Annotated in this window: 11 protein-coding genes; 5 read left to right on the forward strand and 6 right to left on the reverse strand. The window is 45.8% G+C overall.

Going from position 1 to position 17,772, the window contains the following annotated elements:
• Positions 1 to 105: 105 nt before the first annotated feature.
• Complete coding sequence (locus K0T92_RS04400; protein WP_219871227.1) at positions 106 to 792, forward strand: hypothetical protein; 687 nt, start codon at positions 106 to 108, stop codon at positions 790 to 792.
• 168 nt (positions 793 to 960) lie between these two features.
• Complete coding sequence (locus tag K0T92_RS04405; RefSeq protein WP_219871228.1) at positions 961 to 2,322, forward strand: SEC-C metal-binding domain-containing protein; 1,362 nt, start codon at positions 961 to 963, stop codon at positions 2,320 to 2,322.
• A gap of 47 nt (positions 2,323 to 2,369) precedes the next feature.
• On the opposite strand, the gene K0T92_RS04410 is transcribed toward K0T92_RS04405, so the two are convergent.
• The 6 genes from K0T92_RS04410 to K0T92_RS04435 form a co-directional block, all read right to left on the reverse strand.
• Entirely contained in the window at positions 2,370 to 2,729 is a 360-nt protein-coding gene (locus tag K0T92_RS04410) for a GIY-YIG nuclease family protein (RefSeq protein ID WP_219871229.1), read from the reverse strand.
• Positions 2,730 to 2,769: 40 nt separating this feature from the next.
• Complete coding sequence (locus K0T92_RS04415; RefSeq protein WP_219871230.1) at positions 2,770 to 3,801, reverse strand: vWA domain-containing protein; 1,032 nt, start codon at positions 3,799 to 3,801, stop codon at positions 2,770 to 2,772.
• Positions 3,802 to 3,841: 40 nt separating this feature from the next.
• Positions 3,842 to 4,996, reverse strand: a complete 1,155-nt coding sequence (locus K0T92_RS04420) for an AAA family ATPase (RefSeq protein WP_219871231.1) — start codon at positions 4,994 to 4,996, stop codon at positions 3,842 to 3,844.
• A gap of 21 nt (positions 4,997 to 5,017) precedes the next feature.
• On the reverse strand, positions 5,018 to 5,497 hold the full coding sequence (locus tag K0T92_RS04425) for a DUF6530 family protein (protein WP_219871232.1): 480 nt from the start codon (positions 5,495 to 5,497) through the stop codon (positions 5,018 to 5,020).
• A gap of 674 nt (positions 5,498 to 6,171) precedes the next feature.
• The gene (locus tag K0T92_RS04430) at positions 6,172 to 6,849 is read right to left on the reverse strand and encodes an NAD(P)H-dependent oxidoreductase (RefSeq protein ID WP_425517624.1); all 678 of its coding nucleotides are present in this window, start codon (positions 6,847 to 6,849) and stop codon (positions 6,172 to 6,174) included.
• Between the two features lie 146 nt (positions 6,850 to 6,995).
• Positions 6,996 to 7,892 (reverse strand): SDR family oxidoreductase, encoded by an 897-nt coding sequence (locus K0T92_RS04435; protein WP_219871233.1) that lies wholly within the window; start codon positions 7,890 to 7,892, stop codon positions 6,996 to 6,998.
• A gap of 317 nt (positions 7,893 to 8,209) precedes the next feature.
• Here K0T92_RS04435 and K0T92_RS04440 point away from each other — a divergent pair, with 317 nt between their 5' ends.
• The 3 genes from K0T92_RS04440 to K0T92_RS04450 all read left to right on the forward strand — a co-directional run bounded on the left by K0T92_RS04440 (position 8,210) and on the right by K0T92_RS04450 (position 17,464).
• Positions 8,210 to 10,318: a heavy metal translocating P-type ATPase gene (locus K0T92_RS04440; RefSeq protein ID WP_219871234.1), complete on the forward strand. Its 2,109-nt coding sequence runs from the start codon at positions 8,210 to 8,212 to the stop codon at positions 10,316 to 10,318.
• 592 nt (positions 10,319 to 10,910) lie between these two features.
• The gene (locus tag K0T92_RS04445) at positions 10,911 to 13,886 is read left to right on the forward strand and encodes a DEAD/DEAH box helicase (RefSeq protein ID WP_219871235.1); all 2,976 of its coding nucleotides are present in this window, start codon (positions 10,911 to 10,913) and stop codon (positions 13,884 to 13,886) included.
• 428 nt (positions 13,887 to 14,314) lie between these two features.
• Positions 14,315 to 17,464, forward strand: coding sequence for a DEAD/DEAH box helicase (locus K0T92_RS04450; RefSeq protein ID WP_219871236.1), 3,150 nt, complete (start codon positions 14,315 to 14,317; stop codon positions 17,462 to 17,464).
• Positions 17,465 to 17,772 lie beyond the last annotated feature (308 nt).

The raw sequence follows: 17,772 nt of genomic DNA on the forward strand, positions 1-17,772 counted from the left end.
GCCCTCACACCTTTCAAACTCAGACTCTGAACATAATCCGCAGGAAGAACGCATAGGCTTCATCAACTTGTTCCAAACATGAACTCCGCAGACAGGAGGGGACCTATGCAGCCCGAGGTCATTTTCAGCAAAAAAGCAGCCTGGGCCATACCGCCCGTAAAAGAGCACGTCACCGTACAGCCTTCTCATGACGAGGATTTTCGCTGGATTAAGCAAAGACGCGTGAAAGGAGCCTGCTGGCCATACCGTGCTGCCCGAGAGATCGGCTGGACAATTCTATCTCCGATTGATGTCGAAATTTATCCCGCAACTGAGATTCAGATCGGCGCGGAGCATGCGGAAGAGATCCCCCACATTCAACATTTGACAGGCATTCATTATTGGCAGAGGCGAGAGGATATCTACTTGGGTGTCAAACCATCCGGATGGTTCCAGCTGCATCAATTCAAAGTCGACAACAACTGGCATCAAATGTTCATTCCAAACGGGGAAGGCACCTTTGAATGGAGGATGGGCTGGAGCGTTCAAATTCCCAATGACCACGTGCTGCTTTTCCAACCGCTTGAGCATACGGACAACAGCTACATTATTCATCCCGGACTGCTTACGGCCCAAAGTCTCGACCGTTTTCACAGCGGCCTTGGCCTTCCTATTGCTTTCGAGCCGAGACAGAACAAGGTTATTAAACGCAGTGACCCATTAGCCAAAATGCTTGTGCTGCACAAGTCCGCGCTGTCGCTCCGGGAGCAAGTGATTGAAGCCGGTCATTCTGTCACTGGGGAAGAACAGTAATAAAGGGGGGGCCTCCGAATACATCAAAAATCCCGAATGATTTCAGCTCATCCGGGATTTTTTTCATGCCGTTCGTTGGCCTGAAAATTGAATCACATTCACTGTGGATAGACAAGCTGTAATTAACAGTGAATAATTAAAGTTATTCTTAGATCCCGGAGGAATCACATGATGAAGAAACTCGGAAGAAACGACCCTTGCCATTGCGGCAGCGGCTTGAAATACAAAAAGTGCTGTCTGAATAAGGATGAGGGAAACAATGTCACCCGGATAACGCAAACTATTCCGAAACCACCCGCTAACATCATCGAGGACAAGCTGACATGGGATAACGATCTGCACAAATCGATAGCCACTTATTTCTTTAATCAAACCGCCAGCTTGTATGAAACCGATGAAATCCATCAGGTCATCCAAATGTGGAATAAATATGCCAATACCGTTGATCCAGTCACCAAAAAAATAGGGGTGTACCCTGCTGCATTAGAGTATATTCTCTGTCAGATCTTCGGTTACACAACTACCCAAAGCGAGCTGGCCGCCAAATATGACGTTTCAGTCAACACATTATCGCAACGGGCGAATCAGATATTCTCTTTTCTCGATGAACTTCTGCCTCAGTTGCCGAATGAATCAAGCCATGGCATATCCCCTGCTTCTCCTCTCTCAAAGATGGGGATGGAACGGGAGATGCAGCGTATTCACACCTTGCTCGATGAGCAGGATTTCGGCACCCTTGAGGAAGCTAATGCATTTCTTCAACAAAATTTAAATACGAAGCCTGCCAAACGTAAAAGTCTCAGCAAATCAGAACAAGCTGCGGAGCTTCTGTATGCTGCATGGGATGAACCGAATCCGAAACAAAGGATCAAGATGGCGCAGGAAGCGCTGCTCCTTGATCCCAATAGCGTCGACGCATACAACATACTCGCCGAATGTGCGGCTGCTTCCCTTAAAGATGCGGCCTTTTATTACAAGCAGGGAATGTTGGCCGGAGAGCAGAGTTTCGGCGAAGCGTTCTTCAAGGAACATAAGGGACACTTCTGGCTCCATGCACCGACACGACCTTATATGAGAGCGAAGAAGGGCTACGCAGAAGCGCATGCCGGGCTTGGAAATATGCCGGAGGCCATTAAGCATTACAATGAGCTGTTGGAGCTTAATCCGAATGATAATCAAGGTGTACGCGAGCTGCTTCTGTCAGCCTATATCGAGACGGCAGATTGGAAGAGCGCGGCAAAGCTTATTCAACAATTTGATGAAGATGGCAGCGCAGCCTTCAATTATAGCCGAATTCTTGTCGAATATGGGTTGAAAGGACAATCTCCCGAGCTTACTAAGCTAATCAAGAAAGCAATCGGACATAATCCTTATGTTCCTGCTTATTTGCAAGGCAAGAAACGGCTTCCTCGTGAAATGCCGGAATATACAGGTTATGGAGACGACCGGGAAGCAATCGTATATGCGCATATCAGCCGCCATCTTTGGTTGATTCGTCCAGAGCTGCTGCAGCTTTTGTCAACGAAATAAGTGCAATAGGGAGCAAATATCGGCTTGTGCGCCATGTGTTTTATCAATTATTGCACTGGCGCCTTGTTATATCCGCTATCACCGTAGGGCTGCAATTTCTCCACCCACTGCTTCTCCAGTTTCTTAAGCTCCCAGCGCATGTCGGTAATCTCGCCCGCATCCTTCTGCTCCAGCACCTCAAAGGTGAAATTTTCACTCCCCAGCTCCTTCCAATCCTTCTGTAACTGGATATTCAGAAACTGGCCCAGGTTCAGCTGAGTCTGTATGGACGACCATTTGTTTTTCAGGTTGGGATAGCTTTTTACGAAAATTTTGCCGTTGACGCTGCATTTGATTTGTATGGCACCCATATAGGTTTTAATCTCCTTGAATGCCTCCTGAAGCTCCTTGCGCTTGTTCTTGTCCATGGTGCTATCTCCTCTCGATCCGCTAAAATAACTGCAAAAATTATAAATACCGTGCGATAATACGAACCAGCTTGGCAGGCAGCTCCGCTAGATTGGTAATATCCAGGAATCTCTCGTTCCCGTAGATCTGATTGATGACTTCCTTATCCTGGCCTATTGCCGCTGCAAGAAATGTAATGCCTTTCCGTTCATATTCGGCTATCGTCTGCTGCATATCCTGGATCGCATACCCTCCGGTATAGTCCTCCATCGCTTTGGGCTGCCCATCGCTTATGCTGATCAACAATCGGGTCTGCTGCGGCGAAGCCGCCAACCGATCCCCCATAATTCGGAGCGCCATCCCGTCGCGGTTGTTGCTTCTGGCACGAATGCCCATCAGTCTGAACCGATCATTGACATCAGGTTTGTCGGAATCGGCATAGGCATAGATCGACATTTGCTCCAGCTTGGAGACATCTGCTGTATCTCCATAGATGAATACGGGAATGCTACAAATCCGGCAAAATTCATATACGGCAAGCACGGCGCGCTTCGCAGCTTCCAATCTTCCGAAGGCCGACATCGATGCCGACTCATCCACCCTCAGACCGACTGCAAGGGAGGGAGATTCTGTTGGCGGAAGCTTCCTGGCAAAATATCTGAAATCCCGGTAAGCAACACGATCGGCTTGAAATTTGCTGCCATAAAATTGACGCCCCGCAAATTCGGAGGAAACCTCATGCTCCAGCAGCGGAAGTGTCTTGCTGGCAATTTCCCGGATGATGGGCATAAGCTCCTTGCTCAGACTGTCATATTCCTGCCGGGACGCCATATCGTAATCGGGACGGTGAACGATGAGCTTCACCCGTTTATGGATCGAATCGGACACAGCCTCCCTTGCATCGCGATTCAGCCCTTTGCGGTAATCCCGCTCTTGCCGCTTCGCTTCTTCGTCTGGCATCGGCTCAGGGTTGGCCTGATGATAGACCGGCTTGCCGTCCTCTCCTGTATCGGAGCTTTCCATGTCTGAAGCTTCATTCGATTCGGACGCATCGGATGCTGCGCTATCATCGCTGTCCGCAGATTTTTTCAACGCGATTCCCTGCTCCTCTGTCGCCGTGCCAGGGTCAAAATCAGTGTCGTCGATGCTGCCCGATATGTTTATCTCGGCCTGACCCAAGATTCTTTTTTTTTTTACATTCCAGCTCTACGTTATCTAAAGCCGCCAGCAAGCCATGGGTATTCAACGCATCCTCCAACAGCTTGATTTCATCGGAATCGGTTGTGATCTTGTAGATGACTTTATGATAAAGCGATTGCCCGGCAAGGGCGCCTCCGGCGACCGCGTCCGCCCAGTAGAACAAGGAGCGCATGCCAGCCACGCCTTTAATCGCATTGACCCGGGCAGTTCTGTCCAGCACGATAATGATATCCGCCAGCACATCCAGCACCTGCTCATCCTTATATCCGGTCTTCGACATGGCCCGTTCAATCATGGTTTCCTTAGTCGGCAGATCCATCTTCTCCGTATGCTGAACCCTGTCGCGCAGCGCTTCATTGAGCGGTCTCGTTCCCGCATAACTGCGGTTGGTCGTGATGATTGCTACGAAATCGGGATGTCTGCGTATGATTTCTGTTGGAAGATTAATGCTTCCGTCCAGCTCCAAGGCAGAGTTAAGCGCCATTAGCACTGCGGCATCCCGGATAACAGTTGGTTCTTGAATTTCCAGCAGATAGCCTTTCTGATAAGCTCTGACGATTTCGGAAGGGTAGAATCGATACTCCACTGCCTCTTCATCCCCGGAGCTATGCTCCACCTTGTTCAATAACTGCTTCATCTTCAAGGCTGCCTGTTCCTGAGTGACGCCCAGCACATCCATCAATATTTCAGCAGCGCTATGGAAGCCGTCGCTTTCATACAATGCTTGCAGAACGGCCTGCTCCGAGAGCTCCAGCTTCTCTAATCTTTCCGATGAAATCACCGGCAAAATAGCGCCAATAATATCGGATTTGTCCATATCGGCAAAACAAGTGACCTTCGTATAAGGCAATCCCAAGTTAGCCGACAGCGCTTTGGCAAGCTGCGTCTTGCCGGAGCCTGCGTCTCCCTCTAACAAAATAGTGGCGATTTTCATTTCGCCGCGATGCCAATTGCGCTTTATTTCGTTGCTAATACGCAGCTCCTCTTCACTGACCTTATGAGATGCCGGCTTTGTCCAAACAAGCCCTTGTTCGATCTCAGTCAGCAGTCTTGCAGGGGAGACCGCGTATTGCTCCTGGATGTTCATTACACTCACCTCTTCAAACTATTAATACCCCATTTCCTTCAAAAGGCGGGAGAGGACACGAAGCCGTTCTCCGATCATTTCGCCATCGTCGCTAAGCGCCTGAGCGAACAGCTTGATGTCGCTGTCAATCATCGGATTCTCCTCACAGACGGCTACGCTCATCGCATCCCCCTGCAGTCCAATGCGGTCGATCGTTGTGTTCTCAGGATCATACAGCTTCGGATACCGATAGGCATCCTGGAAATGCAAGCTGCTTCTGCAGATCAGAATGGCAAGGTCAAGAACACGGTGCATGGGCAGTTCCTCCGACTGCCTCGACCATTTCTCCCCCGTATATCGCCATACTTTGGCCGAAATATCGACCTTCCCCCGATCATTCCACTGGGCCAAGCCCAGGGATAAACCTTTCGCATCTGTGTTACCCGCATAACGGCCGTCAACCTGCTCGTAATTTTCTATTACGACAACGGGCTTATGTTTTAATGTTGTTGGTATTTTCATTTGGTGTACACGCTCCATCGGGATATTTAGAATTTACTTATTTACTGGTTTTATAATTTACTAATTTACTAAATCTAAAGCTCATAATACGCTTCATTTCATCATCTGTCAATGTGGCAGTTAGAGCAAATTTTGGTCTTGGGGAATATAAAAAGCCGCCATTCGGCGGCCCAGGCTCTGTGGAAAGTCCACGGGAGACGTTATTCAGCGGTGCGGGGGCCGCATCAGTCATCGCTTGCATCGCATCTCGACAATGCAGAGATAGCCGATGCTCATCCTGCGTTGCTCTGTCGCTACCTGTAAGAAGGTTTTTCAAAGTTACACAGCGTGCCTCGCCCCTCTTGTCGGTGCTATAACGCGGTATTTCCACCTTATGGAGTTAGCCGAAGATCATTTTGCAATGCCTGGCCATCTGTACGATGGTTTTTCAGCTTTACAGCGCGTCTCGCTCTACTTTTCCGTGCTGTAGCGCGGTATTTCCGCCTTATACAGCGAATATCCGGACTGACTTTCTCGACAATCTGAGCCGCCATTCGGCGGCTTATAACTAAACCTGTACAGAGGATGTCTCGCTGAGCTTACCTACCAGGTATGCCGTTCCGTTTGGATAAAGTAAAAAAAGCCAGGACACGGGTTGGATCTGTGTCTTGGCTTTTGTCCTGTCTAATTCAGCGTTACTCCACCCACGCAACGACTTCCTGCGCGCATCGACGTGTCTTTTCCGCCGGGTCATGCAATCTGTAGCCAAAGGCAGCCATAACCGATACGCCATAATGTTCAGGGTCCATTATCCCTTCTGCAACTAATACATCGCTGATCTTCTCTCTGTTGAATCCCTCAATCGGACAAGAATCAATGCCAATCATTGCAGCAGCGGTCATCATGTTGCCTAATGCAAGATACGTTTGACGGCAGGCCCATTCGAACATCACTCTCGGATCATCTTCAATCGCAAACCCTGTTTTCAAAAAATGATCATAGACCGCCTGCTTCCCCTGTACAGTCTCGGGTGACAGCTGCTGGACATCCACCATCATTCTCCGAATATAATCAGAGCCTGCAACCATATCCTTCGGCAATCTTGATAGAATAATCATAAAATGACTTGCTGTTGGCAATTGTTTTCTAGCTCCAGAAGCATACTCCGCTAACTTGGCTCGAATGTCCTTATTCTGCACCATGACAAATTTCCACGGTTCAAAGCCAAACGAGCTTGGCGATAAACGCCCCGTCTCTATTATGTACTGAAAGTCAGCGTCGCTTATTTTCTTATCAGGATCAAACTCTTTAGTCGCATGTCGGAATTGAAATGCCGACAGAATCTCATTCTTCTTTCCCTCTAGATCACTCAATGGATGAACTCCTTTATTCATTCTTAGGTTTTGCGGTTCAATTGCTATTTTAGCATATTTATAAAACAAATCATTCTGGTACACCTCAGAGTTCATGAGGATCGCGCGTAGCGTTCCCCCTGCTCATCGCCATAGGAGCCACATCCTTATACGAAATGTTCTCCACCGTTGACATTGATGATTTCCCCTACGACGTAAGAAGCGTCATTCGACGCCAAATAGACGTATGCCCCCGCAATTTCGAACGGTTGTGCTGCGCGTCTGATCGGAGCTGAATAACCAGTCGAGGCGTACTCTTCCGGCGGGAACGATGCCGGTACAAGCGGTGTCCACGTCGAGCCGGGTGCAACAGCATTAACTCGGATGCCGCGATCGATTAGTGAAGTCGCTAGCGCACGCGTAAAGGCGTTGATCGCGCCTTTTGTAGCGGAATAATCGATCAGGACGTTTAATCCGGTTGTTCCCAAAACGGAGGACGTATTTATAATTGAGCTGCCGCACTTCATGTAAGGGAGAGCCGCCTTGGTCAAATAAAACATGCCGAATAGATTCGTACGGAACGTCAATTCTAATTGGCTGCGACTTATCTCCTCGATGGATGTTTGATAGAACTGCACCGCGGCGTTGTTCACTAATATATCGATCCGCCCGAATGCGCGAACAACTTGTTCAACGATATGGCTGCTGAACTCTTCATTCCCGATATCGCCTGCAATTGTCAGACAACGCTTCCCCAATTGTTCGATGCGCGCCTTCGTTTCTTCGGCATCTACGTGCTCGTTGTAGTACACCACCACAATGTCCGCATCCTCTTTGGCGAATGCGTAGGCGACTGCTCTTCCAATCCCGCTGTCTCCTCCTGTAATAACCGCCACTTTGCCGGATAATTTCCCGCAGCCTTGAGAGGAAGGGGCTTCCGATACCGGTCTTTGCTTCATCAAATACTCCAACCCGGGCTGCTGTGGCTGGTATTCCGGCAAATAAAAGATCGGAACGTTCTCACAATTGGTCTTATACCCGTGTATGTTAGGTGGCACTTTCATCGCGCATCCCCCATATCCTCGTCGATCATTACTTCAACCTATGCCTAGACGGCGGATGGTATGAGAGGTCTTGCGTGTATCTAGTCCTTTATAAATAGGTGTCTAAGGTATCCCGAATACCTCTGGATCACTCCAATAGGTATTGGAATCAACAATCCTGTCTCCGCAGCTCAGACATTCAATCGCTGCTGTGTCCCTCCGGTTCTTGCTATGTAAGCCCGTCCAATCCTTCTATGACATCATCCATGGATTGACTTTCCATCTAATAACGATTAACATATGAACAAGTGTTCATTCATTGTTGGAGGATGATAATTATGAAAGAATATCGGGTTAAAGGCTTGTCTTGCGGCAATTGCGCCCTCATGCTCCAGCATGAGATCCGGCAATTGGAGCATGGCGAAACAGCAACACTAAGCTTCAACAGCGGCAAATTGATCGTTGATGAGCGTGTACCCTTGGATAGAGTGAAGGCTATTCTAAAATCCGATCGTGCCTACATCGAGCGAGAGAATGACCATTCCCATGAGGGACACGATCATCAAGGCGATCATGACCATGATCATAGTCAGGGCAATAAGAGGATGATCGGAATTCTCGCGGTATCTGCTGTCATCTATGTAAGTGCGATAGGGGTGGACGGCCAAGCGGCCGCTTCTACCGTCATCTTGCTTTACCTGATCGCGACCGTGCTAAGCGGCTATTCCACATTCATGAAGGGTCTTAAAAATCTATTCCGGCTAAAGTTTACTATCGACACGTTGATGACGATTGCCCTTGTAGGTGCCGTTTCCATCGGAGAATGGAAAGAAGCGACGCTGGTCGCTATTTTGTTCGGATTAAACGAGCTGTTGGAAGGACTCGGCATGGAGAAAGCCCGCCGTTCTATGGAAACCTTGCTCAAAGTCGCCCCCAAAGAAGCGACCAAGCTGGAGAGCGGCATCGAAACCGTCGTCCCCATTGCAACACTCCAAGCGGGTGATACCGTTATCGTTAAGCCGGGAGAGAAGATTCCATCCGACGGTTCTGTGCTTTCCGGCAGCAGCTCAGTCAATGAATCGGCCATTACCGGTGAATCCCTCCCTGTTGAGAAGGCAGAAGGTGAACCCGTATTCGGCGGAAGCATCAATAACGAAGGCGTACTCCGGGTCCGCATCGACAAAGCTTATCAGGATTCCTCATTGGCCAAAATATTGCATCTGGTCGAAGAAGCGCAAGAAACGAAAACGCCAACAGAGCTATTCATCAACAAATTCGCCAAATATTATACGCCGATTATTATGATCGTCGCTGCGCTTGTCATCGTGCTCCCTCCCCTTCTACTCGGGGGCGATTGGACAGAATGGTTGTATCAGGGCCTCGCCGTCCTGATCGTCGGCTGCCCGTGTGCTTTGATCTTATCCTCTCCAATCGCTATAGTAGCGGGAATTACACGCAATGCGCGCAACGGAATATTGATTAAAGGCGGCGTGTTCCTTGAGCAGTTAGGCAAGCTGGATACAATCGCTTTTGATAAAACCGGGACGTTGACGAAGGGAGAGCCTCATGTCGAGAAATCCGTCGTGTATGACGAGCAGAGATTCCTTGCAGTAGCCGGCGCTATCGAGAAATCGTCCACCCACCCGCTCGCCAAAGCGATCATGAAAGAAGTAGCCCGCCATGGAATTGAGATTAAGGAAGCGGAAGACATTCAGGCCGTCTCAGGTCGCGGTATTGTGGCAACTTACGAAGGAAACAACTATTGGCTCGGCAACGAAGGAAGCATGGCGCATCTTTCGATTCCAAGTGAGGTCCAATCAACGATTGAGCAGCTTAAGGAAAGCGGCCTTACGCTCGTTCTTGTAGCAGATGAGAAGCAAGTGATCGGGATGTTCGGTATTTCTGATGAAATTCGTGAGGAGAGCAGAAGCGTAATAGCTGCCTTGCATCGAACTGGCATCCGCCATACCGTTATGCTGACGGGCGATCATCAGAAGACGGCGGAGAAAGTAGCAGCGGCAGTTGGAGTTACGGCGTATTATGGAAACTTGCTGCCAGAAGATAAAGTGGCGCAAGTCAGGCGGCTTGCCGAGCAAGGCAATGTCGGCATGATCGGTGATGGCATCAATGATGCGCCCGCCCTGGCATCCGCGCAGCTCGGCATTGCGATGGGTAAAGGTACGGACAGCGCTATTGAGACTGCTGATATCGTACTCATGCAGGATCACCTTGGCAAGCTGCCCGAAGCCATACGAGTAGCCCGGCGCGTGAATCGTATTATCCGGTTTAACATCGGTATTTCCTTAGGATTGAAGGTTATTGCCTTACTCCTAACCATTCCAGGCTGGTTAACGCTATGGGTCGCTATTCTATCCGATATGGGAGCGACTATTTTCGTTACTTTGGTGAGTTTGACTGTTCTTGTTGAGAGGAAATCATTGGGGTAGTCTGGGGAGAGAAACCAGTCGGGAACACGAAAGTGTCGGACTGGTTTTGTTTCATATATGACTTCGGTTTAATTTATTGATAGATTCGCATATTACGGTGTTATACGAGCCATTCTTCGAGAATCTCTGACCTTCAAAACACCCGAAAACGCATGTGCATCAAGGGATTCCAGCGATTTTGGAGGAACGCGAATATCCTTCAAATAACCTGGTTTTTCGGGCTAGTTATACGAAAGTGTATAACTGATTGTTATACGAATCCCGCTCCCCTCCTTCGCATATCCGCTTTGGTTCGCATAACTCCATAGGGAGGAAATACGAAGTGCCGAACCAGGAAAACTTCATATTAAATTCAGATTGGAATGATACTGTCCAATTGTTTTTGCAGGACTGTAAAGTCAGAAATTTGAGCAAGGAGAGCATTCGCCGCTACCATAATGGTTTAAAAAACTCCGGCAACATCTCGTCTTGTTGGAACTACAATTGCAGGAGCTTGAAATGGTATAATATAGGTAATTGATCAAAACTACTCATTCAATTCTGTTCATCTATATCTGAACTATCATCATATTGGCTTAAGGGAGCTGATTATATGAATATTATCAGTCATGTGGTAGGGAACAATCAAATTGTGCAAGTCCAATCGACACCAGAAGCTGAACTTATAGACGTTAGTCGAGTTGCCTCCTCTTGGCGTGGTGTTTTATCGCTTGTAGCACCAGACGGAGGTTCTACTGGACTTCGTCCTGCACAACTTGGTGCTTTATTTTCAATAAAAGCGCACTGGACTGTATCGAGTGAGCCTGCTACTGTCGTTATGCCAACAGGCACAGGCAAAACAGAGACAATGATTGCAACTGTTGTATCGGAAATGATAGATCGAACTTTTATTGTTGTGCCAAGTAACTTATTAAGAAAGCAAACTGCTGAGAAATTTATGACTTTTGGAATTTTACAAGATATCGGTGTCATTAATGACATTGCATTGAAGCCTGCCGTGACAACACTACTTAGAACTCCAAAAGAGCTTTCTGATCTTCAGACAATCCTTTATAAATCAAATGTTGTAGTGACTACAATGGCACTATTGCAAAGATTTCCTGATAATTATTTGGAGGCAATACGGAATACTTGCGATACACTAATCGTAGATGAGGCACATCATATCGCAGCCAATACATGGGCATCAGTAAAATACAAATTAAGAAAATTAAAATGCTTGCAGTTCACAGCAACGCCTTTTAGAAATGATGGGAAGAAGGTTGACGGAAGAATAATTTACAATTTCCCACTATCCATGGCTCAAGAACAGGGGTATTTTCAAGAGATCAATTTTCTTCCTATCCTTGAATTTGACGAAGAAAAAGGAGACTTGGCTATTGCTACGGCTGCAGTAAACCAACTTGAAAAAGATCTTGAAGCTGGATATAATCACGTCATTCTTGTCCGTGCTAAAGATAAGCGTTCTGCGGATCGTTTGTATAAAACGATATATCACCCTTACTTTTCAAAGTATAATCCTGTGTTAATACACAGCGATATTCCACCAACTGATAGAGCAGCTTCAATGACAGCACTTAAAAATGGAGACGCAAAAGTTGTTGTTTGTGTCGATATGTTTGGAGAAGGCATTGACATACCCAGCCTCAAAATAGCTGCAGTACATGATAAGTACAAATCATTGCCTATAACGTTGCAATTTATCGGACGATTTGCAAGGTCAAAAAAAGGGCTTGGTACGGCAACAGTCATTACAAATATAGCGAATGATGAACTCAATGAATCACTCCGAGAACTGTACTCCCAGGATTCCGACTGGAATGTATTACTTCATATTTTGGCTAACCGAGAAATTAATAGAGAGTTATCCCTTCAAGAACTTGCAGAAGGATTTGATGTTTCTTCACTACATGGAATGACAATACAACAACTACGACCTAAGATTAGTATGATAGCATACAATACCAAAGAGAAAAATTGGAATCCAGATGGAATTTATAATGTGTTTGACCCTGATAATTGCTTCTTCACTATAAATAATGAAACTGGAATTATAGTCATTGTTGAAAAACAAGATTCAAATATTGATTGGACCTCTTTCAAAGGAATTAGTGATACTAACTGGCATTTACACTTAGTCTATTGGAATCCCGAAATAAATATGTTCTTTATAAACAGTACGAATAAGAGCATTTCAGATACCCTAGCAGATGTGCTATTTGCCCAACACGATAAAATTCGCGGAGAAACAGTGTTTCGGTGTTTGCATGAGATCAAGCGTTTAATGCTGGGTACTGTCGGACTTAAGTCAGCAATCGACGGTCCCATTCGATACCGAATGTTTGCAGGGATTGATATAGGCAATGGTATAACTGAATCACAAAAAGAAACCTCGTACAAATCCAATTTATTTGGTGCTGGATATAGCGGAAATGGCAAGATAAGCATTGGGTGCTCTTACAAAGGTCGTATTTGGTCTAAGTGGGTTGAGAGCATGGATTATTGGTTGAACTGGTGCAATGAGATAGCTGCTCGACTCCAAAATGAAAAAATCAATACCTCTAAGATATTTGAAGGCGCATTAGTACCTGAGATCATTAATGATCGTCCGACATCTGTTCCTTACGGAATAGAATGGCCAATTGATATGGATTTGATTAATGACAGCAGTTTTCTTATCAAACATGGTCCAAACACTTACTCGATTTATGATTTGGAAATCAAACTTTCAAGTAATAGTGAAACCGATCCGATCCGATTCACTATCGGAAACGAATATGTTTGCGAGGAATATGAGCTTCAAATATCGAACAGGAAATTTGAATTTAAAGCCATAAAACCAACAGGATTAATACTCAAAAGGAGTAAACGCGAATACCGGATGACAGAGTTTTTCAATGAATTCCCACCCCGCATAAAGTTTGTTGATCAATCAATGTTGGAGGGAAATCTCATTGTTAGAATGACTTCAGCGCCACCAGTATTCAATAAAGAACGAATAATATCATGGGATTGGAGCAATGTAGATATCCAGAAAGAATCTCAAGGTATACAACGTGATATACAAAGCATTCAATATCACACCATTCAGAAATTGGTCTCCTCCAATAAATATTGTGTGATATTTGATGATGATGGTGCAGGTGAAGTTGCAGATATTATAAGTATTATCGATGAGTCTGGTAAAATAACCATTCAATTTTATCACTGTAAATATGCACATGGTGAAAGTCCTGGAGCGCGAGTTGCAGATTTGTATGAAGTCTGTGGACAAGCTGAAAAATCTGTTAAATGGTGCCAAGATCCCGCCTTAATTATTGATCGGCTTATGAAACGCGAATCTTCTCGTGCACGATCAGGTGGAACTAGGTTTGAAATTGGTGATTTGCGAAAACTTCGCGAGATTAAAAATAAGATGCGTGTTTTTCCAGTAAAAGTTGAAATAAAAATCGTACAGCCAGGTATTAATTCACAAGGTATTACGGACGATATGCTTCGTATTTTAAGCGGAACCGCATCGTATTTAATGGATACCTACAGTATTGACCTCAAAATCATTTGCAGCTGATCCAAATAAATTACCTCGCAGCAAGCTGCGAGGAACTAGACTCGAAGCGGTTAAATATGATTGCCAATGTTTGAATAACCAAATCCTCCTCTAAATCTGTGTGAACTGATATAATTTTCTCTAATAAGCTTTCGAACAAAAAAGGTAGTGCTACAGCTCAATTTAGAGTGCGGCGCTACCGTTCTAAAGTTAGTTAAGTTTTAACTTGCCACCTTTGATTATTTTAAGTAACCTTTAAAAACATACTCAATGGAATTAGGTTTATAGTCACTCTTATAAAGATTAGCTGTATGCTTTCAGCATTAAGGAGAGTAACATCACTAGCGATGGGGGTGTCATATAAACTCATAAACATTCATATTTTTCCAACGACCTCCTCTATATGCCAATATAAGGATACCTCGCACGAACAGGAGATTTAATCGGTTATGAAACACACACTTAACAAAATAGAAGCATGGCATAAAATCGAGTATTTACGAATTTACGAAATTGACGAAACGAATTTTGACCAAGATTTAGCGGACAATGAAATTGCTGCTTCTTCGCTAGCTAGAATCGACGATGATCTGCCGTGGCTGCGGCCTGATAAATTTGATTTAGTCGAAACAGAAGACTGGACGTATATGCACACCGTGTTTATCGGCGTTTTCGAAATTAGGGAAGTTCAACAAATTGTGAGAAACCGACTCACAAATAACTCTAATCGTTTTACTGATCATAACGATAATGGAAGAACTGTTTATGCTCAGATACGCGTAAGTCATAAAGGCGAATTTGTAGCAGATTCCTGCAAAATTTCTACTGTACCGTTTGCTCTCGGTAAACTGGAGCAAGGCATGCTCTATGATGATTGGCACAATGAATTTCGTAAGTTAGAAACTTATATTAGCTTAGCAATCTTGCAAATTTGTCGCAATAAAGTGACGATTGCTTCACTGCAATCACTACTCGAAATGTTTACAGAAAAATTCAATTGGACTGCCCCTTTTCACTCGCATCCTTTCTGGATTTGCAGTAATAAAATGAAGAAGAAACAAGAAGAAGAAAAGTCCGAAGAAGAAAATGAACAAGAGCCAGGTAAAGTCGATATCCTGAATAGCTTCTTTTTGCGAGATCTGGAGACAATCCGTCAAGAAGTAACACAAGGGTCTGTAGGTCAAGGATTGCACTATTATCTAAATGGAGAAGACTTGCTCGAACCGGGATCAAGAATAGATTTAGAACGACAGCCAGAACATTTATTGGCTGTTGCTGCTCCGGGCCAAGTGCCGTTGGGCAAATGGCCAAGTGGCTATCATTTGAATCTCATGCAGCAAGCTGCTGTAAACCAAATTATGAGCCGCTTGGGAAATGAGCCGGGTATCTCTTCAGTGAACGGTCCGCCAGGTACGGGTAAAACAACGCTCCTTCGTGACGTCATTGCTGCCATAATTGTAGAACGAGCCTGCAACATGGTGAGCTTTGATAATCCCGCAGATGCATTCGTCAAAATTAAAAGTATTGGTCAGTCAGTGATAAATCGCCTTGCGGATTCACTATCGGGATATGGCATCATTATTGCCTCTTCTAATAATGGCGCTGTTGAAAATATTTCTCTTGAGCTGCCTGATGAGAAAACAATCCCTCCGTCTTATCGCTCACATCCCGGAGCGCAGTATTTGCAACGTGTAGCGAAAACCGTATACGGCGAGAGCTCTTGGGGAATGATCTCGGCCAGACTGGGCAACAGTAATAATCGCTCTAAATTCAACCGAAACTTTTGGTTCAAAAAGGCAAACGAAGGTTACGCGTTCAGACACTGGCTAATGGATGCAAAGCATGCTCTCGCGGCTAGCGCAGATCGTTTCAAATCGTGGAATGAGGCTAGAGAATCTTTCCAACAAGCCTTGCAAACTGTGCAACAGCATCAAGCAAGGGCCGTCCGAGTATTTGATGCGCTGAGGGAACATTCGTTACAGGAAGAAGCATTACATAAAAAACGAATCGAACACAACGAGTTTGCAAGGCAACGGAAGCAAGTGCTGGAAGAACAACAGCAGCAAGAACGTGTACTATTCAGTTGTCAGGAAAGTTTGGCGGAGTGGAAAGAAATTGCTGAAACGCTCGACAAGGTGAAATATGGATTCTGGGAGCGGTTTTGGAAACGCAAGGAGTATAAAGCTCATCGTTTACAGCATCGGGAAGCGCATCGCAAGTTATCGGAGCAACTGCAAGAGCAAGCGAAAGCCAAACACCGCTTAGAAGACTTGCAGCAGAACATCGAGCGATGGGACTCCCAGCTTCAAGACTCCGCTATGAAAATGAAAGCATTGCAAGTCCGCATTGATGAACTTCGGCAGTTTATTGATGAAGATAGACAGACCACTGGCAGAGTTCTCATGGATGAAGCATTCTGGGAGCTATCTCATGAAGATAAACAAAAGAGTACGCCGTGGATGACGAAAGAATGGGCAGAAGCCCGTGAACTGTTGTTTTTGGAGGCATTGCGGCTTCACGAACAGTTTTTATTTGTTGCACAGCCTCAGATCATTGGGGGCTTCTATGAGTTCATGAAGCTAAGAAAATTGGTCAATACAGAGGAACCTGAAGTCATTCGCGCGATCTGGGACATCTTTACTCTTGCTACTCCTGTCGTCTCCACTGCATTTGCTTCCGTTCAATCTATGCTAAGGGGACTTGGCAAAGAATCCTTCGGCTGGTTATTCATTGACGAAGCGGGACAAGCAGTGCCTCAAGCGGCAGTTGGTGCCATATGGCGTGCTCAAAAAACGGTTGTTGTCGGTGACCCGAAGCAAATCGAACCTGTTGTAACTCTACCAGAATCGATTTTCTCCGATCTGCAACAGCATTATGATGTAAATGCTCCATACGTATCTTCCACCGCCTCCGTTCAAACGCTCGCGGATATAGCAAATTCGCAAGGAACATGGCTAAAAGGGAGTTGGCTTGGCAGCCCATTATGGGTACATCGAAGGTGCGACAATCCAATGTTCGATATTAGCAATGAGATTGCTTATGATAATCGGATGGTGCTTGATAAGAAGACTCCTTCGTCGGATGTATCAAGAACATTCGAAGATTTGGGAGCAAGCCGATGGATTGATGTATGCGGAGAAGCAATTTTAAAACAGTATGTTCAGCAGCAAGGAATGGAGATCGTCCTTCTTGTCACCGAGGCATTTGCCATTATGGCGACGCAAAATTCAGGAAGTATTCTTCCTGAATTGTATGTCATCACACCATTTACGGCGGTTAAACAAAATCTCATTGATTTGTTGAAGCAACACTACCAGCATGTTACGAAAGGTAATATATCGAAGAGTGCGTATGTCAGGTGGCTATACCGGTCCATCGGAACCGTGCATACCTTCCAAGGAAAAGAAGCGAATGTGGTGGTGCTTTGTTTGGGTACGGATACCACACAAAAACCTGCGATTCAATGGGCGACAACCGAACCCAATCTGTTGAATGTCGCCGTTTCTCGCGCCAAACATCGGCTTTTCGTTGTAGGAGATAGGCGGCTATGGATGCAGTATCCAAATGCTAGAACACTGGTTGACAAACTGGGTTGTTAAGTTCAAGTTTGATGTGATAAATTGGAAAAGATATGAAGCCTTATTGACCCTTGCATCAATCCGGTGCGATAGATAAGGCCGAGCCATAATCATCCATAAACACTATGGGTGAAGCAGGCACAAACGGAAGCATTAACCGCGCCGTACTGTGTCCTAGACGCAGTACGGCTTTTCGTTGTCCTGTATGTCGCTCGAATATCGATAAATCTTTTATCGAGAGGAGCTCGTACATGAAGAGTTACAAGCCGCTTTGGTGCGGTTGTCTACCATTGTGAGCAGCACACCGTCCACAGCAAGCTTTGGATTAA

This window comes from Paenibacillus oenotherae (genome assembly GCF_019443105.1).
Taxonomy (GTDB): domain Bacteria; phylum Bacillota; class Bacilli; order Paenibacillales; family Paenibacillaceae; genus Paenibacillus_Z; species Paenibacillus_Z oenotherae.